We start from the raw sequence: 25,415 nt of genomic DNA, 5'->3' as shown, positions 1-25,415 counted from the left end.
TGACGTCATTGCTGTAACGCATGGGTCACATAAGGCAAATTCTTCAGCACCGCGTCAGCAATTTAAGGCGCGGTATCTGCTTCGAGTTGTAACAGGAAGGTCATCGCGGCTTCGCGACTGCTACCGCACATCTCTGCGCTGGGCTGTAAACCCGCACAGACTGCGGGACGCAGCGGAGAACCAAAAATTTTGCAGCGCTGATTGTCATCCAGCTGAACGCAGCGGGTATTGGCCGGTTTGCCCTGGGGCATGCCGGGAATCGGGGAAGAGATTGAGGGGGCTGTGCAACAGGCACCGCACTGGTCACGACAATACATCATGCGCTCCTGAGGATTTCGTCGCGACAATAGCAGGCTGATGACGGGAATGCCATGCGCGGGCAACAATTTTACACTGCCTCCCTTGCCTGTTTTTCACGGCGCGAGTAACGTGGCGCGCATTAACCTTTTCACAGCGAGTTATCCCCATGCCAAAGGCAAATGAAATCAAAAAAGGAATGGCTGTTACCTGGAACGGCAAACTGTTGCTGGTAAAGGACATTGATGTCCAGAGCCCAAGCGCACGCGGTGCTGCCACCCTCTATAAGATGCGTTTTACCGACGTGCGCACTGGCCTGAAAGTGGAAGAGCGCTTCAAGGGTGACGATATTATCGATGCCATTCAGCTTAGCCGTCGCGCCGTGACCTTCTCTTATTTAGACGGTGACGAGTACGTGTTTATGGATGATGAAGATTACACGCCCTATAGCTTCAAGAAAGATCAGATTGAAGAAGAACTGCTGTTCATCCCTGAAGGCGGCATTCCTGGCATCCAGGTGTTAACGATGGAGGGTCAGGTGCTGGCGCTGGAACTGCCACAGACCGTGGACATGGAAATTGTCGATACTTCACCAGGCATTAAAGGCGCTTCCGCCAGCGCACGCACCAAACCCGCGGGCATGAGCACCGGCTTGTCGATCCAGGTACCGGAATACCTGAGCAATGGCGATCGCATCCGTATTCACGTGGCTGAACGCCGCTATATGAGTCGCGCGGACTAACCGCACGATTTTATCCGGCCGCTGAAGGTTGTTATAGTATAACAACGTCGTGCGCGCCGGGTATGTTGTCCGCGCGCCTGAAAATGGAGCCTGTAATGACGCGCGTTAATGTAATCACCGGATTTCTCGGCAGCGGCAAAACCACTACTCTGCTGCATCTGTTAGCCCATAAACCGGCCAATGAAAATTGGGCGATTCTGGTCAACGAGTTTGGCGAAGTAGGCATCGACGGCGCACTGCTCGCCGATCGCGGTGCCACGCTGAAGGAAATTCCTGGCGGTTGCATGTGTTGCGTGAACGGCCTGCCACTGCAGGTCGGACTCAATATGCTGTTAAAGCAAAATAAGCCCGATCGTCTGATTATCGAACCCACCGGCCTTGGCCACCCTAAACAACTGCTGGATATGCTGCGCGCCGCTGTGTATCAACCCTGGATTCAGGTTGATGCCACCATCACGCTGCTTGATGCGCGCCAGTTAGCCGACACGCGTGTCGTCGAGAATGAAAACTTCCGCGATCAACTGACCGCCGCCGATATTATCGTCGCCAATAAAAGCGATCGCTGGAGCGAGGAAGATCGTCAGCGCTTGCAGCAGTGGCAACAGGACAACCTGGGCGATCGCCAACTGGTCGAGTCGGCCTGGGGTAAAGTCGACCCCGCCCTGCTCAGCCAGCCCGCGTTGACGGATCGTGCGGTTCCTGAAGCGGCCCATCATCATCATACTTCACGTCCAAAAGGACTGGCAGCACTGAAACTTGAGGGTTCCGCACGTTGGCGCCGTGCATTAAATGAAGGCCAGGGCTATGCTTCCTGTGGCTGGATTTTTGATGGTGATACCGTGTTCGATACCATCCCGGCGCTAGAGTGGGCGCGGCTTGCACCGGTGGATCGCGTCAAAGGTGTACTGCGCACACCAGACGGTCTGGTGAACATTAATCGTCAGGGTGACGACTTCTTTATGGAAACGCGCCCCACCACACCGCCGGACAGCCGTATCGAGTTAATCCACCACCAATCTGTGGACTGGAACGTTTTGCAATCAACCTTGTTGAAGATTCGTTTAAATTAGCTGCGTTAGGTTGCCCCGTAATTTTCTTTTTGAGTCTATTTCTTATGCGCGCGTCTCGTTTAATCACCATCCTGCTGCTGAATGCATTGGGGATCATGCTGTTCTTCTCGTGGTATCTGCCGCCAGACCATGGTTTCTGGTTTGGTATTGATAAAGCCATCTTCTTTAGCTTTAACGATAAGATGGTGGATCACCACGGTTTCGCTTTGCTGGTGGCGATCACCAATTACCGTGGCTTTGATGCGGTATCGCTGCTGGCGATGGGTCTGCTGTATCTGTGGTTCTGGCGTCGTGAAACGCCACAGGGCCGCCGCCGCATGCTGGCCATTGGTATCACCATGCTGCTCACCGCCGTGGTGCTCAATCAATTGGGTCATTTGATCCCCGTGCAACACGCCAGCCCAACGCTGTTCTTTGACAACGTGCATCGCGTGAGTGAACTGACAGGGATTCCGGCGAAAGATGCCTCCAGTAATAGCTTCCCAGGCGATCACGGCATGATGCTGATTATTTTTGCCTGCTTTATGTGGCGTTATTTTGGCTTTCGCGCTTTCCTGGTGGGTTTAGTGATTGTGGTGGTATTTGCACTGCCGCGCGTGATGGCGGGTTCTCACTGGTTTACCGATATTGCGGTGGGATCGATGTCGGTGATTCTGGTGGGATTGAGCTGGTGTTTATTAACTCCGCTCAGTGACAAACTGGTGAATTGGCTCAATCGCGCCCTGCCAGGGAAATATAAGCCACGCACATAATTGTTAAGCGCGGATGACAATAAGTAGAAAAGTCGATCATCCGCGCTTATCGAATTCAGAAATACATTATTAGCAGGCTAACGTTTTTCTATTAAAAGAAAACATTATGATGCAAAACGCGTAACAATCGCCTTTTTCCTGGCTTGTCCAGCCAGAAGCCTCTCAAAATCAGCCCCAGCGCCGGAATTACCCCCTGAAAACCCGCCTTATTGGCTATTAAATCGCTACCAATCGTTGATAAAGTAACCATTGTGTTACGGATTGATTTCACATCAATAAAAGCTATAAAAATTTATATAAAAGCACTCGCCACGCGGTCTGTAATCGGTTAACCTCAAACGCGATTACTTAGAGTGCAGCATAAAATTCGGTGCCTTATGCAACAAAAATGTGTTCATTAACACATTTTAGTAATTAAGGAATTGTCTTAAGCCTTAGCTCTTATTAATCTCAAACCCGTTTTGTCATCTGGCTGGCGACATTGTGTCGTAAGGACTTCAAAGGAACACACGTATAATGGTCAAGTCTCAACCAATACTGAGATACCTCAGGCGGATCCTTCCCGCAGTAGCATTAGCAACACTCTTATCGGCATGTAGTAGTACGCATAACGGTCAGAACGCGAATAACGAGAATCATGAAGTTAACAACCAGAATGGTTTTTTACTTCAAGCGTCTCAGGACGAATTTGAACAAATGGTGCAGAATGTGGACGTTAAGTCCCGCATCATGGAACAGTACAGTGACTGGAAAGGTGTTCGTTATCGCTTAGGCGGCGACACCAAACGCGGCATTGATTGTTCTGCTTTTGTTCAGCGCACCTTTCGCGAGCAGTTCGGTTTAGATTTACCCCGTTCAACGTCAGAACAGCAGGATACGGGCAAAGAGATTTCTCGCGGCAAACTGCGCCCGGGTGATTTAGTGCTGTTCCGTGCCGGTTCTACCGGACGACACGTTGGCATCTATCTGGGTAACGATAACTTCGTTCACGCGTCCACCAGCAGTGGTGTGATGATCTCCAGTTTAAACGATAGTTACTGGAAAACGCGTTACCGTGAAGCCCGCAGGGTTTTAGCTAAAAACCCTAGCTAACGTATCCTTTTGAAGATCCTCTCAGCCAGAGAATCAGAAAACGCTGCCCAGGCAGCGTTTTTTTTCGCCTGCCGTTTCTTAACGCAAATCCGATAGATAAAAAGTAATTGAGAATCAGAAATATAACGAGACTTTTCGCGCTTCCTCGTTATATTCTCGTTTGCTTACTGGCAGCAAATTGTTGCGTCTTCGTCGGCTGAAAAAACCCGTCCTGATGCAATGTTTTACGCCAGACACCAGCGAGCAGTAGTGCACGATTTACATAATAATAATGGCGCCATAAAGGGGAATGCACTCCATGCCACTGTCGGGGACGTTAAAACGTCATGCAACCTATTCGCGCCGTATCGCCTGGAGTAGTGCGATCATCGGCGGTGTGTTCTTTCTGTTGTTTGTCATCGTACTGCTGACGCTCACCTGGCAAAAACGAGTACAACAACATGAACAGTTGCTGATCCATAGCCGCGACGATCTACAACAGGTGATGTCGACCCTGGTGGATACCCTTTATCCATTGCAACAATACACCCAGCTTGAATGCAGTAGCGTCAGCCGCGAACTCACTTCACGTGCCGCCTTTGCCGGCAATATCCGCGCGATTTTGCTGGTACGTAACAGTAATGCCTATTGTTCATCTGCTACCGGCGCCTTTCTGCTGCCTGCGAATGATATTTCGCCACAATCGGAACTGGAGCGCGATCGCGATTTACGCTTACTGGAAGGCACGCCCCTCTTGCCAACCAAACCGGCGCTGGCGTTGTGGATGAAGAATCCAGGCTCAGCTGAGACCGGCATTCTCGCCACCATGAATATCAGCCTGACGCCTTATCAGCTGCTGGCTTCTTATCATCCCGAAATCACCGGTATGGCGTTGGTGATTGGCGATAAAGCCCTGCTGAGTGGCAAGAATCAGGTGGTGAACATCCACGATTTACCACCAGCCTTGAAAGAAATGAGTTTTAAAGATAATGGCATGCGCTTCGTGCTGTACGGTACGACGCTGGCGCAACGCGATTATCATCTGATCCTGCTGACCGGCCTCCTCTCAGCCCTGTTTATGAGTGCGGGTAGCTGGCTGCTGCTGACACTGTATCAGCGTCCTGGCAAAGAGATTATGCAGGGCATTAAACGTGGTCAGTTTCATGTTGAATATCAGCCCCTGGTCACCGCCCACGATGGGCAACCGTATGGCGTTGAAGCACTACTGCGCTGGACACATCCCACCGAGGGAATGATTCCCCCCGATGCCTTTATTAGCAACGCCGAAGCGCAAAATCTGATTATTCCCCTGACTCAGCATTTGTTTAAGCTGGTGGCACGCGATGCGAAGTTCCTCTGCCAGCAACTGCCGCGCGGCACGCGATTGAGCCTGAACCTTTCCCCTCTGCATCTCGCATCAGAAAGTTTTCGTCAGCATGTGCAGGAGTGGATTGCCGACATGCCAAAAGACCACTTCAACTATGTTTTTGAAATCACCGAACGCACCATGGTGGGCGAAAGAAATGCTGGCGAGATTTTTGCCTGGCTGCATGAGCAGGATATTAAAATTGCCATTGATGACTTCGGCACTGGCCACAGCGCATTGATCTATCTTGAACGCTATCCGTTTGACTACCTCAAAATTGATCGCGGTTTTGTACAGAGTATTGGTACCGAAACGGTGACCTCACCGGTACTGGACGCGGTATTGCTGCTGGCGAAGAAGCTCAATCTCAAAACCGTGGCAGAAGGCGTTGAAACCGGCGATCAGGCAGCGTGGCTGGTGAACCGTGGGGTGACACATCTGCAGGGATATTTATTCAGCCGCCCGCTGCGTCCGGAAAACCTGATCAGTTATTACCAACGTCAGGCAGCACTCGGTTAACGTCACGCTATCGTCACGAAACTGCTACCATTCAGTGCGGATTATTTAAGGAGAGCGCCCCACTTATGCTGCTGCGTCTTGTCACCGCGTTGTTGGTTTGTAGCGCCATCGCGCCACTGCATGCGGAAACCATCAATGAGAGTTATGCCTTTGCCAAGCTGGGCGAACCGAAGTATGTGGTGAATTTCACCCATTATGATTACGCGAATCCCGCTGCGCCTAAAGGCGGCAAGATGACCATCGCGGTGGTGGGCACTTACGATAACTTCAATCGCTTTGCTTCACGCGGTAATCCTGGCGTCGGCACCGATACGCTGTATGACGGGCTGTTCACCACCTCCGATGATGAGCCTGGCAGCTACTATCCCTTGATTGCTGAATCCGCCCGCTATCCCAGCGATTATCACTGGATGGAAGTCTCCATCAATCCGCATGCGCGTTTTCAGGACGGCAGCCCGATCACCGCCAAAGATGTCGCTTTCACCTTCCAGAAATTTATGACCGAAGGTGTGCCGCAGTTCCGCGTGGCGTTCCGTGGAGTTGAAGTGAAAGCGCTCAACAATCTCACCGTGCGTATCGACATGCCGAAACCGGACAAGGATATGATCCTGAGCTGGTTAACGCTGCCGGTATTGCCGCAAGCCTTCTGGCAGAATAAAAAATTCAACGAGCCGATCGGCTATCCCCCGCTCTCCAGCGGCCCCTATCGCATCACGTCTTATAAGCCAGGTCAGTTCATTCAATACAGTCGGGTGAAAAACTACTGGGCGGCAAATCTGCCGGTCAATCGGGGACGTTTTAACTTTGATACGCTGCGCTACGATTACTATCTTGATGACAATGTCGCCTTTGAAGCCTTCAAAGCCGGCGCCTCCGATCTGCGCGAAGAGGGTTCGGCGAAGAAGTGGGCCACGCAATACCGCGGGCGTAACTTTGATAGCCACGCCATCGTGAAAGCCACCACGCCGAATACCGTCTCCACCGATACTCGCTGGCTGGCCTTTAACAATGAAAAACCGCTGTTTGCTGACCGTCGGGTGCGTGAGGCGCTGACGCTGGCGTTCGATTTCGAGTGGATGAACAAAGCGCTGTTTTACGGGGCGTACAAACGCACTGATAGCTATTTCCAGAACACCGCCTATGCGGCCAAAGATTACCCTAAAGCCGACCAGCTCATTCTGCTGGCACCGTACAAAGCGCAGCTGCCCGCTGAAGTGTTCAACAACGACTATGCACCGCCGCGTTCCGATGGCAGCGGCTTCGATCGCGGCAATCTGCTAAAAGCCATGAAGCTACTAAAAGAAGCGGGCTGGCAGATTAAGAATCAGCATCTGGTAAACGATAAGACCGGACAGCCCTTCCGCTTTGAACTGCTGATGCGCAGCGGCACGCAGAACGACTGGGCGCTGCCGTTCCAGCATAGCCTTCAGCGTTTGGGGATTCAGGTGGAGTTGCGGCAAATTGATAGCTCGCAGTATCTGCGCCGTTTACGCGAAGGCGATTACGATATGATCCCAACGCTGTATCAGGCCAATCCATGGCCTTCCACCAACTTACGTATCAGTTGGCAGTCGCAATACATTGCCTCCTCGTGGAACACGCCACGGGTGAAAGATCCCATCGTGGATCACTTTGTGCAGGAGATCGTCGAACATCAGGGCGATGAAAAAGCGCTATTGCCACTGGGCCAGGCACTGGATCGCATTCTGTTATGGAATGCCTATATGATCCCGATGTGGTACAACGCCGAACAGAGGCTGGCATACTGGGATAAATTTTCCCGCCCTGAAATCAAACCCGCGTATGCAACCGGGTTAGAGAACTGGTGGTATGACGTGAACAAAGCCGCACAATTGCCGGCCGACAGACGCTGAGGAGAGCGGTTTGGGTTCCTATTTCCTGCGCAGGTTGCTGCTGATTATTCCCACACTGTGGGCGATCATCACCCTGAACTTTTTTATCGTGCAGATTGCGCCCGGTGGACCGGTGGATCAGGCGCTGGCGAATGCGCAATTTGGTCATAGCTCCGGTTTTTCCTCGGGTAGTGCTGGAGATGTCGGCGGGCGCGGTGCGCTGGCGCATGATAATCCGGGCGACAGCCAATATCGCGGCGCGCGTGGCCTTGATCCTGAGGTGATCGCCGAGATCAAACACCGCTACGGTTTTGATAAACCGCTGCTGCAGCGCTATGGCGAAATGCTGTGGAACTATATTCGTTTTGATTTTGGCGACAGTTTGTTCCGTAGCGCCTCGGTGCTGCAGCTGATCAAAGAGAGCTTGCCGGTTTCCATCAGCCTGGGCTTGTGGAGTACGTTGATCATTTATCTGGTCTCGATTCCGTTGGGGATTAAAAAGGCAGTGCGCAACGGCAGCGCTTTCGATATCTGGAGCAGTACCTTTATCATCATTGGATACTCCATCCCGGCCTTTCTCTTCGGCATCATGCTGATTGTGCTGTTTGCCGGGGGCAGCTATTTCGACTGGTTCCCACTTCGCGGGCTGACCTCGCCGCAGTTTGATACGTTGCCGTGGTACAGCAAGATTGGCGACTATCTCTGGCACATCACGCTGCCGGTACTGGCCACGGTGATTGGCGGTTTTGCCACTCTAACCATGTTGACCAAAAACTCATTCCTCGATGAGATCCGCAAACAATATGTGGTCACCGCTCGCGCCAAAGGGCTGGATGAAAAACGTATTTTGTACGGCCACGTATTCCGCAACGCCATGCTGCTGGTGATCGCCGGTTTCCCTGCCACCTTTATCAGCATGTTCTTTACCAGCTCGGTATTGATTGAGGTGATGTTCTCTCTCAACGGACTCGGTTTGCTGGGATACGATGCCACCATTCAACGCGACTATCCGGTGATGTTTGGCACGCTGTATATCTTCACGCTGATCGGCTTGCTGATGAACATTCTCAGCGATCTGACCTATACGCTGGTCGATCCGCGCATCGATTTTGAGGGGCGCTAATGGGTTTATCGCTAATCAACCAGCAGCGCTGGCAACGCTTTCGCCATAACCGCCGTGGTTACTGGTCGCTGTGGATTTTTTTGCTCATTTTTGTGCTTTCACTCGGTGCGGAGTTACTGGCCAATGACAAGCCACTGTTGGTGCACTACCAGCAGCGCTGGTACATGCCGCTGCTGTTCAATTACAGCGAGAGTGATTTTGGCGGCGACTTTGCCACCCCGGCCGATTACCAGGACCCGTGGCTAAAACAGCGGATCGATCAGCAGGGATGGGCGCTGTGGGCACCAATTCGTTTCAGTGACAGCACCATTAATTTCGCCACCGATGTGCCCTTCCCTTCTCCGCCTTCGAAGCAGAACTGGCTCGGCACCGACGCCAATGGCGGTGATGTGCTGGCGCGTTTGCTATATGGCACGCGCGTCTCGCTGCTGTTCGGAATCTTGCTGACCCTGTTCTCCAGCGTGATCGGTATCGTAATCGGTGCGGTGCAGGGCTATTTTGGTGGTCGTGTCGATTTAGTTGGCCAGCGTCTGATTGAGGTGTGGTCTGGCATGCCATCGCTATTTTTACTGATTTTGCTTTCGAGCGTGATTCAACCCGGCTTCTGGTGGCTATTGCTGGTCACCGTGATATTTGGCTGGATGAGCCTGGTGAGCGTGGTGCGGGCCGAGTTTCTGCGCACGCGTAACTTTGATTATGTGCGTGCGGCGCGCGCGCTCGGCGTCAGCGATGGACGCATTATGCTGCGCCACATTTTGCCGAATGCGATGGTAGCAACACTCACTTTCCTGCCCTTTATTTTATGCGGTTCGATTACCACTCTGACCTCGCTGGATTTCCTTGGTTTCGGCCTGCCAGTGGGCTCCCCTTCGCTGGGCGAACTGCTTTTACAGGGCAAAAACAACTTACAGGCGCCGTGGCTGGGACTTTCCGGCTTCTTCGCCCTCGCGCTGCTCCTCTCGCTGCTGATTTTTATCGGTGAAGCGGTACGTGATGCTTTTGATCCCAGCCGGGGGGTGAAATGAGCCTGTTAAGCGTCAATCATCTCGCCGTGGCCTTCAATCAGCGCCGCGTGGTGGAAGATATCTCTCTGCAGATTGAGGCCGGTGAAACTCTGGCGCTGGTCGGTGAATCCGGTTCAGGCAAAAGTGTCACCGCGCTCTCGATTATGCGCCTGCTGCCGCAGCCGCCTGTGACCTATCCGCAAGGTGAGATCCTGTTCAATGGCCAAAATATCTTGCAGGCCAGCGAGCGCGAGATGCGCGGTCTGCGTGGCAATCAGATGGCGATGATTTTCCAGGAACCGATGGTGTCGCTCAACCCGCTGCACAACGTTGAGAAGCAGCTGTATGAGGTGCTGTCTTTGCATCGTGGGATGCGTAAAGAAGCGGCGCGCGGCGAAATTCTTAGCTGCCTCGATCGCGTCGGCATCCGCAATGCGGCATCACGCCTCGGCGATTTCCCGCATCAGCTGTCAGGTGGGGAACGCCAGCGCGTGATGATTGCCATGGCGTTACTGACGCAGCCCAAACTGCTGATTGCCGATGAGCCCACCACCGCGCTGGATGTCACGGTGCAGGCACAAATTCTGCGCTTGCTGCGTGAACTGCAGCGCGAACTGAATATGGGCATGCTGTTCATCACCCACAATCTCAATATCGTCCGCCAGCTGGCGCATCGTGTCACGGTGATGCGCGAGGGTCGGGAAGTGGAGCACAATCTATGCAAGCCGCTGTTCAGCCAGCCCGAGCATCCTTATACGCGTGAATTACTCGCCGCCGAACCGGATGGTCAGCCTGTGCCGCTTAACGATGCACAGCCGCTGCTGCAGGTCAAAAACCTGCACGTGGGCTTTCCGATTAAACGCGGATTGTTTCAGCGCGCCGTGGCGGAGAAAACCGTGCTCAGCGATCTCAACTTCACGCTGCGCCGGGGTGAAAGCCTCGGATTGGTCGGTGAATCCGGTTCAGGCAAAAGTACCACCGGTTTAGCGTTGCTGCGTTTGATCGCTGCGCGCGGTGAGATTTGGTTTGACGGCCAGCCGCTGCATAGCCTGTCGCGTAAGCAGCTTTTGCCGCTGCGCCCGCATATTCAGGTGGTATTTCAGGATCCTAACTCATCACTCAATCCGCGCATGACGGTGCAACAGGTGATTGCAGAAGGGCTGGCAGTACATCGCCCTGAATTAAGTGCCGCCGAGCAGGAAGCGAAAGTGATCGCCGTGATGCAGGAAGTGGGGCTGGATGCGGAAAGCCGTTCACGCTACCCCGCAGAGTTTTCCGGTGGTCAACGTCAGCGCATCGCTATTGCCAGAGCGCTGATTCTGGAGCCGCAATTAATCGTGCTGGATGAACCGACCTCTTCGCTGGATCGCTCAGTGCAGAAGCAAATTCTCACCCTGCTGCGCCGTTTACAGCAGCAGCACCAGTTAGCGTATCTGTTTATTAGCCATGATTTGCAGGTGGTGCGCGCACTCTGCCATCAGCTAATTGTGCTGCGCCAGGGTGAAGTGGTGGAACAGGGAGAATGCGAAGCGTTGTTTAACGCACCGGCCAGCGATTATACGCGTCAGCTTTTAGCCTCCGCGCAGGGCGAATCGTTAACTCACTGACCTTCAAAGGTTTCCGCGATGGCAACGCCCTGATTTTTCAGGCAGCAGTTGGTAGTGCTTTCATCGCCACGCTGAATCAGTAAACAGGGCTGCCCTTCACACAGGGCAATTTTGCAATCGACCTGAATCTGCGCCAACGTCTCTTGCAGCTGGTGCAGAATTTCCAGCGCCGGATGGCCATCGTGGCTTAACAGACGCAGTGCGACGAGATCTTCATCGTGCACACCGTTGACCGCTTCCTGACGTTCAATTTCACCGACATGGTCGGCTGACCAACGATAATGTTGCGGTAAGCGATGCATAACCGAAAGTTGCAGCATAATTACAGTCCCCAGAGACGTTAACGCTTATTCACGACGACGGCGATTACGCAGTGAATCCCTACCTGGTAAACTCAGAATACGGACGTCAAGGTTTGCCTTCTCGTTTTAAACACAAAGCATGTAGCAAAGTTATTATTTGCGAGCTTTCTCGCATTTATGCCTATGTGTACCTTGTTCGGCGGCAGTTAACAATCATTTTAGACGCAATATAGTTACTTTTTTACACCTAAATTTTCACATTATGGAAACATTAAGCATAACGAATATGTGGGGATTCGCGAGTGAACGTGAAGAATTGATCGCATACGGCAAGAGGGAATGTGATAACGGCGCGGTTTTTTATTCGCGAATTCAATGGCTCTAAAAACCAGTGAACTCCGCGATCAACCGCGCCGTGAGAGGAAAGTGCAGGTTTACGCGTGGCGTGGACGTGCGGCGTAGCTAAACAACACAATGGATACGGTTGCGCACAGGGCAATGGTCGCCACCATTGGCCAGGCGCTGTTAATACTCACCAGTGACAGCAATGCCCCCACCAGCGCACCCACGCCAAAGCGCAAAGTACCGGCCAGTGACGATGCGGTGCCCGCCATATGCGGAAACTCATCGAGAATCACCGCCATCGCGTTCGAAGAAACCGTCGAGACGCAGCCGATAAACATCGCCACGCCAAACACCAGCGACAGGAAACCTAAATCCAGCGCGCTAGCAATCAGCAGCCAGATGCCCATCGCAAACTGTATGATCAGTCCGATACGGAACATCGCCAAAGGCCCGAAGCGGCGTACCGCGCGGCTGTTGATCAGCGTCATGACAAACAGGAACACCACGTTAAGGCCAAAGTAGTAGCCAAAGTTTTGCGGTGAAACGTGATTCACTTCGATGTAAACAAAAGGCCCGGCGTTGAGGAAGGTAAACAATCCCGCAAAGGAGAAGCCGCTTGCCAGCATGTAGCTGAACGCACGTTTATGGCGCACCAGCGCGACGAAGTTACTCAGCGTGGTTCGCAAATGGAAGCGCTGCCGCAGTTCAGGCTTGAGCGTCTCGCGGATCTGCGTCACCACCAGTACGGTAGTGATCAATGCGGCCACAGCCAGCGTCCAGAAAATCGCGTGCCAGTTCCACAGCAGCAACAGCCAACCGCCGATAATCGGTGCCAGTAACGGTGCAATGGTGGTGACCAGCATGACAAACGACATCATGCGCGAGAAATCCTCTTTCGAGTAACTGTCTCGCATCAGCGCGTTAATCACCACGCTGGCCGCTGCCGCCGACAAGCCGTGCAGGAAGCGCATAAAGATCAGTTGATCAATGGACTGCGACAAGGCACATGCCGCCGCGGCGCAGGCAAAGATCAGCGTGCCCAGCACAATCACCGGTTTACGTCCGTAGCTGTCCGCCAGCGGGCCATACACCAACTGCCCGATAGCAAACCCCAGAATGTAAAGGTTCAGCGTCATCTGCACGCTGCCTGCCGAAACGGCAAATTCGCGTGCGATTTGCGGCATTGCCGGCAAATACATATCAATGGAGAGCGGCATCAGCATCGCCAGCAATCCCAGAATCACGACCAACCCTACCGGTGAATTCTTTTCCTTACGCACCGCTTTCTCCCGCTATTTGCGTTTTTTCAGCTCTTCTGGCAGGCCGATGCTGTCGACCTCTTCTTCCGTGAGTTCACGGTATTCACCTTCAGCCAGGTCGTCATCCAGCACAATCTCGCCAATGCTTTCGCGATGCAGCGCGGACACATGATTACCCATCGCGGCAAACATGCGTTTGACCTGATGATAGCGGCCTTCCGTGATAGTTAAACGAGCGGCTTTTTCATCGAGGATTTCCAGCACCGCCGGTTTGGTCAGTTCTTTCTCATTGTGCAGTTGAATCCCCGTCGCAAACTTCTCCACCAGCGCAGGGTCAATCGGCTCTTCTACCTCAACCAGATAGGTTTTTTCCAGGTGATGGCGCGGAGAGGTAATACGGTGTGACCACTGACCATCGTCCGTCAACAGCACCAGACCGGTGGTGTCGATATCCAGACGGCCCGCCGCATGCAGCTTAAAAGCAGCCGGTTCTTCCATGAAGAACAGCACGGTAGGATGATCGGGATCGTCAGTGGAGCAGACATAACCCTGCGGCTTATTCAGCATGAAGTAGCGTGGACCGGTTTGCACCACCAGTGGGTTGCCGTCGTATTCGATTTCGTCGTCTGGCAACACTTTGTAGCCCGCATCGCGAACCACTTCGCCATTAATGGTGACTTTCCTGGCGCGGATTTCGCGGCCAGCGATAGCACGGCTGACTTCCAGCTGCTGAGATATGAATTTTTCGAGTCGCATGAATTCGCTTTTGCCTGTTACTACGGAGGGAACTGAAACGGCGTTTTTAAACCGTTAAAAAAGTGTGGGCAGTATAGCTTGATCCTTCGCCTGCTAACAGTACCGCGCCTGCGTTTCAGCTGTTTTCATGGCATAATGCGTGCCCGTTTGAAAAAAAAGTTTGCCCTGATGTCCTTCACCCTGCGCCCGTACCAGCAAGAGGCGGTTGACGCCACACTCCAGCATTTTCGCCGCCACGATGCGCCCGCCGTGATTGTGCTGCCGACGGGTGCCGGTAAAAGTCTGGTGATTGCTGAACTGGCGCGCATTGCCCGAGGCCGCGTGCTGGTGCTGGCGCATGTGAAAGAGTTGGTCGAGCAGAACCACAGCAAATATCAGGCGTATGGTCTGGAAGCCGATATTTTTGCCGCCGGTTTACAGCGCAAACAGAGCGAAAGCAAAGTGGTATTTGGCAGCGTGCAATCCGTGGCGCGCAATCTGGATCGCTTCGACAGCGCCTTTTCTCTGGTGATCGTCGATGAGTGCCACCGCATCAGCGACAACGAAGAGAGTCAGTATCAGCAGCTGTTCGCCCATCTGCGGCAGCATAATCCTCAACTGCGCCTGCTGGGGCTCACCGCGACGCCCTTTCGCCTCGGTAAAGGCTGGATTTATCAGTTTCACTATCACGGCATGGTACGCGGCGATCAGCACGCGCTATTCCGCGACTGTATTTATGAATTGCCGCTGCGCTACATGATCAAGCACGGTTTCCTTGTGCCACCCGAACGGCTGGATATGCCGGTCGTACAGTACGATTTCAGCCGCCTGATCCCGCAAAATAACGGTTTATTCAGCGAAGCCGATCTCAATCGCGAATTAAAGCAGCAGAATCGCGTGACGCCGCACATCATCAGACAGATCGTGGAGTTCGCGGAGGATCGTCGTGGCGTGATGGTATTCGCCGCCACGGTAGAACATGCGCGTGAGATTTTATCTCTGTTGCCCGAGAACAGCGCGTTGGTGTCAGCGGAAACAGTGGTGAAAGAACGCGATCGTTTGATCAGCGAATTTAAAGCGCAACAGTTAAAGTTTTTAGTGAACGTCGCGGTGCTGACCACCGGCTTTGATGCGCCGCATGTGGATCTTATCGCCATATTGCGCCCCACTGAATCGGTCAGTTTGTATCAACAGATTGTCGGGCGCGGCCTGCGTTTGTCACCAGGCAAAACCGACTGCCTGATCCTCGATTATGCTGGCAATCCGCACGATCTCTTTACCCCTGAAGTCGGCACGCCAAAAGGCGCCAGTGACAATCAGCCGGTGCAAGTGTTCTGCCCAGCCTGTGGTTTCGCCAATACCTTCTGGGGAAAAACCACCGAAGATGGCCATATCATTGAACATTTTGGCCGTCGGTGTCAGGGCGTGATGGAGGATGATGAGGGCAATCGTGAACAGTGCGACTATCGCTTCCGCTTTAAAAGTTGTCCCGACTGCGGTGCAGAAAACGATATTGCGGCCCGCCGCTGTCATCAGTGCGATCGTATTATGGTCGACCCTGATGATATGTTGAAAGCCGCGCTAAAACTTAAAGATGCACGTGTGCTGCGCTGCGGCGGTATGACGCTGGAGCAAGGGCGCGACGAGAAAGGCGAATGGCTAAAAGCGACCTACTTTGATGAAGATGGCACCAGCGTCAGTGAACGTTTTCGTCTGCAAACGCCTGCTCAACGTAAAGCCTTCGAGCAGCTGTTTATGCGCCCACACCAGCGCGCACCCGGCGTGGAACTCGGTTGGCAAACGGCTGCGGATGTTATCGCTTTGCAGCCACTGCTGCGTCATCCCGATTTTGTGGTGGCACGCGCGAAAGGTCATTTCTGGCAAATTCGCGAGAAGATATTCGATTATCAAGGACGTTATCGACGCGCGAATGAGCTGCGTTAAGCGACGGAATCATTTGCCCGCGTCTTCTATTGCGGCTATAATGCCGCCCGCTTTTGCATCCGTAAAAGCATATGAATAACCGTCTGTTGCTGGGTCGCCTGTAGCAGAAATGATTGAAGAGAAATCAAATGACCACTTTCAACGCTGAAGTACGTAAAGAGCAGGGTAAGGGTGCGAGCCGCCGTCTGCGTGTAGCAAATAAATTCCCAGCCATCATCTATGGCGGAAACGAAGCGCCAGTTGCTATCGAACTGGACCACGACGTTGTAATGAACCTGCAGGCTAAGCCTGAGTTCTACACCGACGTGCTGACCATCGTTGTTGATGGTAAAGAAGTTAAAGTTAAAGCTCAGGCGGTACAGCGTCATCCGTTCAAGCCAAAACTGCACCACATCGACTTCGTTCGCGCTTAATCGCCAACGAGTTGAAAAGAGAACGCCGCTTACGCGGCGTTTTTTTTGCCTGAAAATCAGTTACCGCCGGTTCGGCGCTGTAACTGATCGCGCAGATTAGGCGGTGTGCCTTTGATGGTCAGGGTATCGGTCGCGGGATCCCAAAAAATGCGCTCGCCCAGTAGCATGGCATCAAAATTCAGCGTCAGGCCGCCACCGCTGCCAGCAAACTTGGTCAACTGGCGTAATGTGCTACGGTCAGCCGGGAAATGCTCTTCCAACTCATAACCCTGCTCCTGGGTAAAGGCCTGGAAGGTTTTCTCTCCCAGCGGCGGCAGTTCACTGGAAAGATCTTCCAGCGCAATCTCCTCACCCGCCTGCAGTTGGTCGTTGCAGTAGCTGTAAACCTGCTGACGATAGTTCTGGCGCTCGTTCTTATCGAGATTCGATTCCGCGCAGTAATCATCTATCGCCTGCAGCAACCCCCGGTTCTGTGCTTTGGTATCGAGTCCAACGCTGGCACCGAGGAAATCCATAAAGAAATCGGCCACTTTGCGCCCGACGCGTCCACGCAGGAAGGTCAGATAACGGGTGGATTCTGGGTTGGTTTCCCATTCAGTAAGATCGATACGCGCCACAATATCCGCATGATTAATATCGAGATAATGAGTGCTGCTAATATCCAGTTGTTCATTGACGCGCATGCTTGACTGGCTGCTCAGCATCGCCACCAGCAAATACTCCACCGCCAGATAGCGATAGTGCAGGAACAGCACCACGCCACTTTCCGCAAACGGATATTTGCCCAGCTCATCACGCAGACGCCCGGTCGCGGCACGGCTAAAGGCCAGAAAGTCATCTTCCCCTTTGCGGCAATTGCGCAGCGCATCGGCCAGTTCACTCTCTTCATTAAACAGGCCATAGGCTTTGCTTTTGGCGCTGTACACCCGATGCAGCTCTTCTGCCATCTCTTCTACCGCACGGGTCGCGGGCAGCAAAGTGTCGCGCAGGACCACCTCAAGCTGGTTTTCATCACGTTTGACTAACTGATGCAGGGCAATCTGGTCGATATCCAGACTCATGGTAGACTCTCCTTTGGGCTCAGGCGCGTATTCAAACACCGCCCGCCGCTGCTTTCAACTCCACGCACAAACTGATCGCTCTGCTTGCGATTTAATTGCGGAAAAAAGCGCGTTGTTACGGTAATATACCGCCTTTTCACACTTGATTAGTCGACGATATGCCACAATCATCCCGTTATAGCGACGAGCGCGTAGAGAAGCTTCTCGCGCAGATGGCGCAGATTCTTGAAAAAGACAAAGCGCCAACCGACCTTTCCCTGATGGTGTTAGGGAACATGGTAACCAATTTGATTAACACCAGTGTCTCGCCGGCCCAGCGCCGCAGCCTGGCGAAATCTTTCGCGGAAGCGTTGCAGTCTTCCGTTCGCGATGACAACGCTCACTAAATTGCAGATCTGACCTCATAAATATGGTAACCAACCGGCAGCGCTACCGCGAAAAAGTCTCCCAGATGATCAGCTGGGGGCACTGGTTTGCCCTGTTTAACATCATCTTCGCGCTGATTTTAGGCAGCCGCTACCTGTTGGTCGCCGACTGGCCCGCCTCGCTTGCGGGCCGTATTTATGCCTATACCAGCTGGATTGGCCACTTTAGCTTTATTGTGTTTGCCGGTTATCTGCTGATTATCTTCCCACTCACCTTTGTGGTGATGTCACAGCGATTGCTTAGGGTGCTGTCGGCGATTATCGCCACTGCCGGGCTGACGCTGATTATGGTCGATAGCGCGGTATTCAACCGCTTCCACCTCCATCTGAATCCGGTGGTGTGGGAGTTGGTCATCAACCCCGACCAAAGCGAGATGGCGCGTGACTGGCAGCTGATGTTTATTAGCGTACCGGTCATCTTCCTCGTGGAGATGTTGTTTGCCACCTGGAGCTGGCAGAAGCTGCGCAGCCTGAATCGACGCTCATTTGGTAAGCCGCTGGCCGCGCTGTTTATCTGTGCTTTCTTTGCCAGCCATCTGCTGTATATCTGGGCCGACGCCAATTTCTATCGCCCGATTACCATGCAGCGCGCCAATCTGCCGCTATCCTATCCGATGACCGCGCGACGCTTTCTTGAACGCCATGGCTTGCTGGATGCGCAGGAGTATCAGCGTCGTCTGGTGCAACAGGGTGATCCTGAGGCGCTGTCAGTGCAGTATCCGCTGAGTGATATCACCTTCCGCGATGGCGGCACACGCCACAACCTGCTGCTGCTAACCGTTGATGGTTTGAGTCATGACAATATGGATAAGGCACTGCCATCGCTGAATCAGTTTGCCAGTGACAACGTACGCTTTACCCAACACTACAGTGCCGGGATTGCGCCGGAGAAAGGCATGTTCGGGCTGTTTTACGGCATCTCCTCCAGCTATATGGACGGCGTACTTGCCGCGCGCATGCCTTCGGCGTTACTCGGTGCGCTAAATTCGCAGGGGTATCAGTTTGGTCTGTTCTCCTCCGATGGTTTCAGCCAACCCTTGTATCGCCAGGCGCTGTTAGCGGATTACAGCCTGCCAGAGGCGGATGCTCAGCCAAACAGCACGACGGTGAACCAATGGCAAAACTGGCTCAACGGCCAGAAAGCCGAGGGTGCGCCCTGGTTCTCCTGGATTTCACTTGATGGCGTCAACGTGACTGGCGAAAGCATTAAAGCGCGTCAGCGCAGCTATTTGCGCCAGGCTAACAGCGTTGATGAGCAAATTGCGGCCGTGCTACAGACGTTGCAGCAACGCGATTTGCTCAAAAATACCGTGGTGGTGATTACCGCCCAGCGTGCGGTTACGCCGGATAATGATGATAATCCGGGCAACCGTGCAACGTTACGGGTGCCTCTGGTGGTGCACTGGCCGAATACGCCGGCGCAGACCATCGATCGTCTGACCGATCAGCAGGATGTGATGACGACGTTGATGCAACGTCTGCTGCACGTGCGCACCAATCCGGCCAATTATTCACAGGGTGAAGATCTGTTTGCTGCTCAACGCAGTCACAACTGGGTCGCCAGTAGTGAAGAGGGCAAACTGGTGGTGACTACGCCAACCGTGACGCTGGTGCTGAATAACAACGGCAGTTATAGCGCCTACGATGCTCAGGGTAACAAACTGAAGGATCACAAACCGCAGCTGGCATTACTGCTACAGGTATTGACGGAAGAGAAGCGCTTTACCGCAAACTGATTAATTATGAGGCAGTTAAAACCTGCGCATATTGCAATCGTGAGCGGAACCAGTAGACTACTTCTCCACGTTCGGCACGTAGCGCAGCCTGGTAGCGCACGGTCATGGGGTGTCCGGGGTCGGAGGTTCAAATCCTCTCGTGCCGACCAAAATCCTATAAAAAAGCAGCCCTTAAGGTTGCTTTTTTGCTTTCTGAAGGCCGCTATCCTCTATCACGCTGCGCCAGCCATTCGTCACGCGTCAGTTCCCAGGTGCCCGCCGGTAACTCGCCCTCAACAAAAGTTTTGCGATAGGTATCCACTAACCGCATGCCAGTGCGTTCCGAGATGCGACGAGAAGCCAGATTATCCATCGCCTTGGGCACACGCAGACGCGTCTGATCGAGATGGATAAACCAGAATTCGGTGACTGCTGCGCAGGCTTCACTCATCAATCCCTGCTTCTGCCATTCGGGCACCAACCAGAATCCCCGGTTATCTTCCGGCCCCAGACGCAGTGAGATTAAACCAATCAGACTGTTGGGATCAGATCGATGGCGAAGGCTCCAGTGCCACGCCTGCCCTGCTTTCATTGCAGGCAGCGCCATACCCTCAATATATTGACGGGCGCCATCAGCGGGATAAGGCCAGGGCACAGAACCGATCAGATGCCGCACGATTTCCCAGCGCGGGAAAACCTGCTGTACCTGAATCGCATCTTCGCTTCGCAGCGGTTGCAGCAGTAAACGGGGCGTTTCCAGACGCGGTATTTCCATAACAACCTCCTTGGTTAACCCATTCAGTATTATCGTAAAACGGCCTGAGTGGGAAATCTTCTCGGAAATAATCAGTCAGTTACCGAAAGCAATCAAAGCGGAGCGGGATCACATTTTTCGTCAAATATGACAGCATTTCATCTGATTGAAACAAAACTGTCATACAGTTTAATTACTCTTATCCTTCCTGTTTTTCGATGGACACTTATTATGGTCATCAAAGCTAAAAACCTGCAGGACGCGGAAGAACTCCTGCATTCAGGTATCAGTAAAGTTGAACTGGCTTACGATATCGGCAGCGACGATTTTTTCCGCCTGGCTTCGCGGTGGTGTGACCGCGGTGCGCGTATAACCAAAGGCAACGAGCACTTTGTGGTACAGATCAAAGGCATGTCAATTCCGCCTAATCACTAAACGTGGGTGAGCCGTTTTGGCTTGCTCTTTTCACGGCTGACGGGTAAAAATAGCGTTTTAACCGTCAGCCGTGATGCTTAATGTTTGCTTCTGAAATTCCCCTGGCACTGACCCCCTCTCCGTTTATTACCGCTGCGGCTATGACAAGCTCTCCGCTCCCTATTGCGTGGTGTGAATTTAATCAGCAGGCATGGCACAGCGATCTGCATCAACACTGGCAGCTCCCGCTACCACTGGCGTTACACAATGCCGTCACCAAGCGTAAAGCTGAGCATTTAGCCAGTCGCTGGCTGGCGCAGCAGATGCTGGCGCGCTTCGCGATGCCTGACTTTATCCTGCGTAATGCGCCCGATCGCTCGCCTGTATGGCCGGTGGGGATTCAGGCCTCACTTTCGCATTCGCAGCAAATGGCCGTCATCGCGGCAACGCAGGCGCCCCTATGTATAGGCGTTGATGTCGAGCAATTGATGGCAGAACAGACCGCAGAGGAAACGGCGGAGATGCTGATGAGCCGTGCAGAGCGTCAACGGTTAACCGCCGCTGCACTGCCGTTTGCAGCGGCGGCTACTTTGCTGTTTTCACTGAAAGAGAGTGTCTATAAAGCGTTGTGGCCACAGTTGCATAAGCCGATGGATTTTCTGCACGCGGAGTTGCTGGAGTGGGATTTGACGCAAGGCCGCGCCACGCTCACGTTGACGCAGGACTTTTCACGCGAGTTTAACGCCGGTACTCGCCTGCAGGCGCACTTCTGGCGACGCGGCGACCGCGTTATCACGCTGATCGCTCATCCCCTGAATAACCCATAAAAAAACCGGCTCAGAATCAATCTAAGCCGGTGACAACACAAGACGATAGAAGTGTTCCAGGGAGACAGAGACGAGGAATCTCTGTTGAAACTCACCTTACTCGCCTGGCAACACCTTGCCCAATAAGGCTTTTTGCTAAGCTTTCCCGGCAGATGTTAATGGCCGGTGTCGGTGCGCTTCACCGCATCCAGCGTAGCCATCTCACGTTCGTTACCGGTGAGTTCACTCAGCTGGCCTTCGCGCATCTCCAGCAAGCGGTCGGCGTGAATGAAGTAGTGATCATCATGGCTAATAGCAAACACGGTTTTGCCCGACGCCTGCAGCCAGGGCAGCAGTTCGCGGTAGAAGATGCGGCGGAAATGCGGGTCCTGATCGGCAGCCCACTCATCCAGCAGCAAGATGTCGCGTTCCTCTGCCGCTGCCAGCAGCAACGCCAGTCGCTTGCTTTGCCCTTTAGAGAGCTGCAGATTCAGCACCTTATTGCCTTGCAGCTTCAGTTTATCCTGCATCTTCAGGCGTTCCAGCCACTGCTGCACCAGCCCAGGATTCGCTGGCTGACCGCCGTGACCGATCAGGAGATCAAACAAATGTACATCGGTAAACACCGCTGAGAAGTGTTTGCGGTAAGCATCGAGGTTATGCCAGTCAACCACTTTGCCATCCAGCAGCAAACTGCCCGATTGTGGCTGGTACAGGCCGGTCAGCAGCATCGCCAACGTGGACTTGCCACTGCCGTTGCCCCCAATCAGGAACACTAACTCACCGCGACGCAGCGTCAGATTAATCGGGCCAACCTGGAAACCGTGATCGCCATAATGGAAGCAGACATCGCGCAGTTCCAATGTTTGCCAGTTACTCACCTGTGGCAGCACTTTGAACTGTGCATCGTAAGGCGCGAGATCGAAGGTGTTGATTTTACGGAAGGCGACCTGCGCACTGAGCAAGGTCGGCAAGGCACCCACCGCCGCCAGTAACGGCGTGCGCAGGAACAGCAGCGTCAGTGAATAGGTGGCGGCCACCGCCGTGTTCGCCCAACCCAGACCGTTAGCCATAAAGAACACAATGCCAATCGCGCCCAGCATCATGATATTTGACCAGTTAACCGCGCTGAGATGGAAGGTATCGGCACGAACGATATGATGACGATAGCTTGTGGCGTTTTCCTGATAGACGTTGTCGTAAATCAGTTGAGCGCGCTCGCGGTTAAGCTGTAGCTCTTTGCGTCCTTCAATAATGGTCTGGAAATCACGATAGAGATCGTCTTCGATTTCACGCAGCTTCGCCATGTGTTGATAAACGCGTGACACCAGCAGCCAGCCGCCGACCAGCGTGATCACTAACCACAGCGAGGTGATCAGCAGCATTTTAGGTGACAGCCACGCCAGATAGAGCGCGGAACCCAGGGTAATAATGATGCCCTGAATCAGTTCCGGCAGGCGGACAAAGGCGATGGTGATGGCACGCACATCACTGGTGAGTCCCGCCAGCAGTTGCGCGTTTCCTATCTGCTCAATGCGTTCGACGCGAGTATCGAGGATACGTTTGATGAATTCGCCGCGCAGGCGCCAGACAAAGTGATGACCAAGCTGAGTCAACGCCAGTTGCGATCCCAGCGTCACGGCCATCAGCAGAAACAGCTGCCCCAGAAAACTCGGCAGCACAGAAATCGAGGTATTTACCGCGACGATCAGCTCGTTATTGATATAGGCGATTAAGCCGATGCCTAGCGCGGCGCTTAACAGCGTAAGCAGAATGACACCAATAAAAGGCCAGCGATACTGGCGATAAACCACATGCAGCAATGCCATTAACAGATTCCGGAGGTCAACCAAGCAGCCTGCAGTTTAATGGCGCTCCGGATGATAGCAAGATTAATTCTCATTCACCGCGCCGTTAGTGGGCGCGGCGGAAAGTGAGATTAAAGCGAAAGGCGCCCGCTGCCGGGTGAATACCGGGTTTGAGCGGCAGAATGCCGTGATAACGCAAGCGTGAGGGGCCGCCCCACACCACGATATCACCGTGCTCCAGCAGCACCCGCTGCGTGGCATCACCGCGCTCAAAACCACCAAACTGGAACACCGCTGGCAGGCCTAATGACACTGAAACTATCGGCTGACGCAAGTCCCTCTCGTCCTTGTCCTGGTGCAAGGTGAGTTTGGCACCGGGTTCATAGCGGTTGATTAAGCAGGCATCCGGGTTAAAGCCGGGGAATCCCGCTTCCTGCGCAGTTTGTTGCGCCAGCGTGCGAAACAGCGCAGGCATCGGCGGCCATTTGTGCCCACTGGCATTATCCTGCTCCGTGTATTGGTAGCCGCGCGAATCCGTTGACCAGCCTAAGTCGCCACAGTTGGTCATCGCCACCGACATGCGATGCCCGCCCGGCGTGATGCGGTGAGCAAAGGGATTTTGCCCGGCAATCTCCTGTATTGCCGCCAGCAATGCGTCCGCTTCATCGCGCGCGCGGCGGCGTAAAATCACCGCGCCTTCCGCTAACGGTTCCTGCCAGGGTGCTTCTTCACTAAACAGATCCAACATCTGCGCCACCTGCCGTTATTTGCTTTCCTGATCGATCAGGAAGGATTTGAACTGGGGTGACATCCAGTGCGTAAAGCCGTCACCCTGCTTGCTGATTAGATAAACCGCCAAATGTTCCTTGATTGCCAACGCTTGTGCCCGTTCGCTGCCCAGCACCATCAACCCGGTATCCCAGCCATCGGCTTCCAGCGCGGTAGTCGCAATCACGGTGGCCGACACCAGTTTATGTTCGATTGGGCGTCCGGTCGCGGGATCGATCACGTGCGAAATGCGTTTGCCGTCCAGTTCATAATAGTTGCGATAGCTGCCTGAGGTGCTGATACCGTGCCCCTGTAAGTCAACGCGCGCTTCGACGGCGTTTTCACGATCGGTGGGTTTCTGGATCGCCACACGCCAGGGTTGATTGCTGGCATTCTGCCCACGGGTTAGTACTGCGCCCCCCACCGACACCAGATAGTCGGTAATCCCCTGCTGCTCCATCAATCGTGCCAGATGATCGGTGGCATATCCCTCCCCCATGGTCGAAAGATCGACATCCAGCGCGGGCAGATCTTTCTTCAACCACTGCCCCTCCACGCTCTGGATCACATGCAAATGTTGTAAGCCGGTTTGCGCTTTCGCTGCGTCAATCTGCGCCTGGCTCGGGGTGTGCGCAGGCTGTTTCGTGGGCCCGAACCCCCACAAATTGACCAGCGGGCCGACGGTGATATCCATCGCACCCTCGGTTTTATGACCGATGCGCAGGGCTTCAACCACGATATCCGCCATATCCGCGCTCACCGGCTGCGGCTGATCACCCTGATACTGGTTGAAGCGCGACAAAACTGAATCCTGCTTCCAGGTGGAGAGTTCATGATCATCACGATCAAGCTGCTGCTGAATAGCCTGCTGCAAAGCGGCCTGCCGTTGGGGATCGACGCCCGCCAGGCTGACGCGCCACTGGGTGCCCATGGTTTTCCCTTCCAGCACCAGTGCGCTACGGGAGGCCTGCTGGTCGCAGCCGAACAACGCGCTGGTCATAACACCAATTAGCAGAATATTCTTAATACTCATCACTTCCTCATCTGTAACTCATTAATTCATCCTGTTTCAAAGCATAAACCGCTTGTAAAACAGGCTAAAGCTGCTTGATGTTCATACCTGACTTGCACAGGATTGAGCGTTCAAGCCCCCCAACCGCACAGGAGCGACAGATGATTTTTATGATTCTCGCTGTATCCGCCGTTCTGTTCATCTTCGGGACTTTCCGCTGCTGGCAACACTATCGCCATCGCCTGATTCA

General features: G+C 53.6%; 24 protein-coding genes and 1 tRNA gene. 16 read left to right on the top strand and 9 right to left on the bottom strand.

The window, feature by feature from the left end; genetic code table 11:
* Positions 1–62: 62 nt before the first annotated feature.
* Entirely contained in the window at positions 63–317 is a 255-nt protein-coding gene (locus QMZ65_RS05300) for a YkgJ family cysteine cluster protein (protein ID WP_097116606.1), read from the bottom strand.
* A 149-nt stretch (positions 318–466) separates the two neighbouring features.
* On the opposite strand from QMZ65_RS05300, the gene yeiP reads away from it, so the two are divergent.
* From yeiP to yejF, 9 genes are all read left to right on the top strand, one after another.
* Entirely contained in the window at positions 467–1,039 is a 573-nt protein-coding gene (gene yeiP / locus QMZ65_RS05295) for an elongation factor P-like protein YeiP (RefSeq protein WP_283215544.1), read from the top strand.
* A 95-nt stretch (positions 1,040–1,134) separates the two neighbouring features.
* Positions 1,135–2,109 (top strand): CobW family GTP-binding protein, encoded by a 975-nt coding sequence (locus QMZ65_RS05290; RefSeq protein WP_097116605.1) that lies wholly within the window; start codon positions 1,135–1,137, stop codon positions 2,107–2,109.
* A gap of 44 nt (positions 2,110–2,153) precedes the next feature.
* Positions 2,154–2,861 (top strand): phosphatase PAP2 family protein, encoded by a 708-nt coding sequence (locus QMZ65_RS05285; RefSeq protein WP_097116604.1) that lies wholly within the window; start codon positions 2,154–2,156, stop codon positions 2,859–2,861.
* Between the two features lie 516 nt (positions 2,862–3,377).
* Entirely contained in the window at positions 3,378–3,953 is a 576-nt protein-coding gene (gene mepS / locus QMZ65_RS05280; protein ID WP_034824970.1) for a bifunctional murein DD-endopeptidase/murein LD-carboxypeptidase, read from the top strand.
* A 298-nt stretch (positions 3,954–4,251) separates the two neighbouring features.
* Positions 4,252–5,817, top strand: coding sequence for a cyclic di-3',5'-guanosine monophosphate phosphodiesterase PdeN (gene pdeN, locus QMZ65_RS05275; protein ID WP_283215543.1), 1,566 nt, complete (start codon positions 4,252–4,254; stop codon positions 5,815–5,817).
* A gap of 65 nt (positions 5,818–5,882) precedes the next feature.
* On the top strand, positions 5,883–7,691 hold the full coding sequence (locus QMZ65_RS05270) for an extracellular solute-binding protein (protein WP_283215542.1): 1,809 nt from the start codon (positions 5,883–5,885) through the stop codon (positions 7,689–7,691).
* 10 nt (positions 7,692–7,701) lie between these two features.
* On the top strand, positions 7,702–8,793 hold the full coding sequence (locus QMZ65_RS05265; RefSeq protein ID WP_034824974.1) for a microcin C ABC transporter permease YejB: 1,092 nt from the start codon (positions 7,702–7,704) through the stop codon (positions 8,791–8,793).
* Positions 8,793–9,818 (top strand): ABC transporter permease, encoded by a 1,026-nt coding sequence (locus tag QMZ65_RS05260; RefSeq protein ID WP_283215541.1) that lies wholly within the window; start codon positions 8,793–8,795, stop codon positions 9,816–9,818. Before QMZ65_RS05265 ends, QMZ65_RS05260 begins: the two co-directional genes overlap by 1 nt.
* Positions 9,815–11,404, top strand: coding sequence for a microcin C ABC transporter ATP-binding protein YejF (gene yejF / locus QMZ65_RS05255; RefSeq protein ID WP_160833472.1), 1,590 nt, complete (start codon positions 9,815–9,817; stop codon positions 11,402–11,404). Before QMZ65_RS05260 ends, yejF begins: the two co-directional genes overlap by 4 nt.
* Here yejF and QMZ65_RS05250 read toward each other — a convergent pair.
* The 3 genes from QMZ65_RS05250 to rsuA all read right to left on the bottom strand — a co-directional run bounded on the left by QMZ65_RS05250 (position 11,398) and on the right by rsuA (position 14,066).
* A complete protein-coding gene (locus QMZ65_RS05250) occupies positions 11,398–11,724 on the bottom strand; it encodes a YejG family protein (RefSeq protein ID WP_160833471.1) in 327 nt (108 codons plus the stop codon). The two genes, yejF and QMZ65_RS05250, sit on opposite strands and share 7 nt — an antisense overlap.
* Before the next feature lie 416 nt (positions 11,725–12,140).
* Complete coding sequence (locus tag QMZ65_RS05245) at positions 12,141–13,331, bottom strand: Bcr/CflA family multidrug efflux MFS transporter (RefSeq protein WP_160833470.1); 1,191 nt, start codon at positions 13,329–13,331, stop codon at positions 12,141–12,143.
* Positions 13,332–13,343: 12 nt separating this feature from the next.
* A complete protein-coding gene (gene rsuA, locus QMZ65_RS05240; protein ID WP_058961320.1) occupies positions 13,344–14,066 on the bottom strand; it encodes a 16S rRNA pseudouridine(516) synthase RsuA in 723 nt (240 codons plus the stop codon).
* Positions 14,067–14,234: 168 nt separating this feature from the next.
* Between rsuA and radD the strand changes: the two genes are divergently transcribed.
* Positions 14,235–15,989 (top strand): DNA repair helicase RadD, encoded by a 1,755-nt coding sequence (gene radD, locus QMZ65_RS05235; RefSeq protein ID WP_283215555.1) that lies wholly within the window; start codon positions 14,235–14,237, stop codon positions 15,987–15,989.
* 128 nt (positions 15,990–16,117) lie between these two features.
* Positions 16,118–16,402, top strand: a complete 285-nt coding sequence (rplY, locus tag QMZ65_RS05230) for a 50S ribosomal protein L25 (RefSeq protein WP_034824983.1) — start codon at positions 16,118–16,120, stop codon at positions 16,400–16,402.
* 56 nt (positions 16,403–16,458) lie between these two features.
* Here rplY and yejK read toward each other — a convergent pair whose 3' ends face one another.
* A complete protein-coding gene (yejK, locus tag QMZ65_RS05225) occupies positions 16,459–17,463 on the bottom strand; it encodes a nucleoid-associated protein YejK (RefSeq protein ID WP_283215540.1) in 1,005 nt (334 codons plus the stop codon).
* A gap of 158 nt (positions 17,464–17,621) precedes the next feature.
* Here yejK and QMZ65_RS05220 point away from each other — a divergent pair, with 158 nt between their 5' ends.
* The 3 genes from QMZ65_RS05220 to QMZ65_RS05210 all read left to right on the top strand — a co-directional run bounded on the left by QMZ65_RS05220 (position 17,622) and on the right by QMZ65_RS05210 (position 19,773).
* A complete protein-coding gene (locus QMZ65_RS05220; RefSeq protein ID WP_034824987.1) occupies positions 17,622–17,849 on the top strand; it encodes a YejL family protein in 228 nt (75 codons plus the stop codon).
* 23 nt (positions 17,850–17,872) lie between these two features.
* Complete coding sequence (gene yejM / locus QMZ65_RS05215) at positions 17,873–19,624, top strand: LPS biosynthesis-modulating metalloenzyme YejM (protein WP_283215539.1); 1,752 nt, start codon at positions 17,873–17,875, stop codon at positions 19,622–19,624.
* 72 nt (positions 19,625–19,696) lie between these two features.
* A tRNA-Pro gene (locus QMZ65_RS05210) sits at positions 19,697–19,773 on the top strand.
* 53 nt (positions 19,774–19,826) lie between these two features.
* On the opposite strand, the gene QMZ65_RS05205 is transcribed toward QMZ65_RS05210, so the two are convergent.
* Entirely contained in the window at positions 19,827–20,378 is a 552-nt protein-coding gene (locus tag QMZ65_RS05205; protein ID WP_097116596.1) for a GNAT family N-acetyltransferase, read from the bottom strand.
* Between the two features lie 210 nt (positions 20,379–20,588).
* Between QMZ65_RS05205 and QMZ65_RS05200 the strand changes: the two genes are divergently transcribed.
* Both QMZ65_RS05200 and QMZ65_RS05195 read left to right on the top strand, forming a co-directional pair.
* Complete coding sequence (locus tag QMZ65_RS05200) at positions 20,589–20,792, top strand: hypothetical protein (protein ID WP_034824993.1); 204 nt, start codon at positions 20,589–20,591, stop codon at positions 20,790–20,792.
* Between the two features lie 80 nt (positions 20,793–20,872).
* Positions 20,873–21,598: a 4'-phosphopantetheinyl transferase family protein gene (locus tag QMZ65_RS05195; RefSeq protein ID WP_283215538.1), complete on the top strand. Its 726-nt coding sequence runs from the start codon at positions 20,873–20,875 to the stop codon at positions 21,596–21,598.
* A gap of 155 nt (positions 21,599–21,753) precedes the next feature.
* Here QMZ65_RS05195 and QMZ65_RS05190 read toward each other — a convergent pair whose 3' ends face one another.
* The 3 genes from QMZ65_RS05190 to apbE all read right to left on the bottom strand — a co-directional run bounded on the left by QMZ65_RS05190 (position 21,754) and on the right by apbE (position 25,186).
* On the bottom strand, positions 21,754–23,406 hold the full coding sequence (locus QMZ65_RS05190; RefSeq protein WP_283215537.1) for a multidrug ABC transporter permease/ATP-binding protein: 1,653 nt from the start codon (positions 23,404–23,406) through the stop codon (positions 21,754–21,756).
* A gap of 85 nt (positions 23,407–23,491) precedes the next feature.
* The gene (gene alkB, locus QMZ65_RS05185) at positions 23,492–24,133 is read right to left on the bottom strand and encodes a DNA oxidative demethylase AlkB (RefSeq protein ID WP_097116593.1); all 642 of its coding nucleotides are present in this window, start codon (positions 24,131–24,133) and stop codon (positions 23,492–23,494) included.
* A gap of 15 nt (positions 24,134–24,148) precedes the next feature.
* Positions 24,149–25,186: an FAD:protein FMN transferase ApbE gene (gene apbE, locus QMZ65_RS05180; protein ID WP_283215536.1), complete on the bottom strand. Its 1,038-nt coding sequence runs from the start codon at positions 25,184–25,186 to the stop codon at positions 24,149–24,151.
* Positions 25,187–25,415: the final 229 nt, after the last annotated feature.

This window comes from Pantoea sp. EABMAA-21, from assembly GCF_030053335.1.
GTDB lineage: Bacteria > Pseudomonadota > Gammaproteobacteria > Enterobacterales > Enterobacteriaceae > Pantoea > Pantoea communis.
This window is presented reverse-complemented; position numbering and strand designations above follow the sequence as displayed.

Excerpts from the sequence above, each read along its gene's own strand:
- QMZ65_RS05300 (WP_097116606.1), bottom strand. The coding sequence starts at position 317 with ATGTATTGTCGTGACCAGTGCGGTGCCTGTTGCACAGCCCCCTCAATC.
- yeiP (WP_283215544.1), top strand. The coding sequence starts at position 467 with ATGCCAAAGGCAAATGAAATCAAAAAAGGAATGGCTGTTACCTGGAAC.
- QMZ65_RS05290 (WP_097116605.1), top strand. The coding sequence starts at position 1,135 with ATGACGCGCGTTAATGTAATCACCGGATTTCTCGGCAGCGGCAAAACC.
- QMZ65_RS05285 (WP_097116604.1), top strand. The coding sequence starts at position 2,154 with ATGCGCGCGTCTCGTTTAATCACCATCCTGCTGCTGAATGCATTGGGG.
- mepS (WP_034824970.1), top strand. The coding sequence starts at position 3,378 with ATGGTCAAGTCTCAACCAATACTGAGATACCTCAGGCGGATCCTTCCC.
- pdeN (WP_283215543.1), top strand. The coding sequence starts at position 4,252 with ATGCCACTGTCGGGGACGTTAAAACGTCATGCAACCTATTCGCGCCGT.
- QMZ65_RS05270 (WP_283215542.1), top strand. The coding sequence starts at position 5,883 with ATGCTGCTGCGTCTTGTCACCGCGTTGTTGGTTTGTAGCGCCATCGCG.
- QMZ65_RS05260 (WP_283215541.1), top strand. The coding sequence starts at position 8,793 with ATGGGTTTATCGCTAATCAACCAGCAGCGCTGGCAACGCTTTCGCCAT.
- yejF (WP_160833472.1), top strand. The coding sequence starts at position 9,815 with ATGAGCCTGTTAAGCGTCAATCATCTCGCCGTGGCCTTCAATCAGCGC.
- QMZ65_RS05250 (WP_160833471.1), bottom strand. The coding sequence starts at position 11,724 with ATGCTGCAACTTTCGGTTATGCATCGCTTACCGCAACATTATCGTTGG.
- rsuA (WP_058961320.1), bottom strand. The coding sequence starts at position 14,066 with ATGCGACTCGAAAAATTCATATCTCAGCAGCTGGAAGTCAGCCGTGCT.
- radD (WP_283215555.1), top strand. The coding sequence starts at position 14,235 with ATGTCCTTCACCCTGCGCCCGTACCAGCAAGAGGCGGTTGACGCCACA.
- rplY (WP_034824983.1), top strand. The coding sequence starts at position 16,118 with ATGACCACTTTCAACGCTGAAGTACGTAAAGAGCAGGGTAAGGGTGCG.
- yejK (WP_283215540.1), bottom strand. The coding sequence starts at position 17,463 with ATGAGTCTGGATATCGACCAGATTGCCCTGCATCAGTTAGTCAAACGT.
- QMZ65_RS05220 (WP_034824987.1), top strand. The coding sequence starts at position 17,622 with ATGCCACAATCATCCCGTTATAGCGACGAGCGCGTAGAGAAGCTTCTC.
- yejM (WP_283215539.1), top strand. The coding sequence starts at position 17,873 with ATGGTAACCAACCGGCAGCGCTACCGCGAAAAAGTCTCCCAGATGATC.
- QMZ65_RS05205 (WP_097116596.1), bottom strand. The coding sequence starts at position 20,378 with ATGGAAATACCGCGTCTGGAAACGCCCCGTTTACTGCTGCAACCGCTG.
- QMZ65_RS05200 (WP_034824993.1), top strand. The coding sequence starts at position 20,589 with ATGGTCATCAAAGCTAAAAACCTGCAGGACGCGGAAGAACTCCTGCAT.
- QMZ65_RS05195 (WP_283215538.1), top strand. The coding sequence starts at position 20,873 with ATGTTTGCTTCTGAAATTCCCCTGGCACTGACCCCCTCTCCGTTTATT.
- QMZ65_RS05190 (WP_283215537.1), bottom strand. The coding sequence starts at position 23,406 with ATGGCATTGCTGCATGTGGTTTATCGCCAGTATCGCTGGCCTTTTATT.
- alkB (WP_097116593.1), bottom strand. The coding sequence starts at position 24,133 with ATGTTGGATCTGTTTAGTGAAGAAGCACCCTGGCAGGAACCGTTAGCG.
- apbE (WP_283215536.1), bottom strand. The coding sequence starts at position 25,186 with ATGAGTATTAAGAATATTCTGCTAATTGGTGTTATGACCAGCGCGTTG.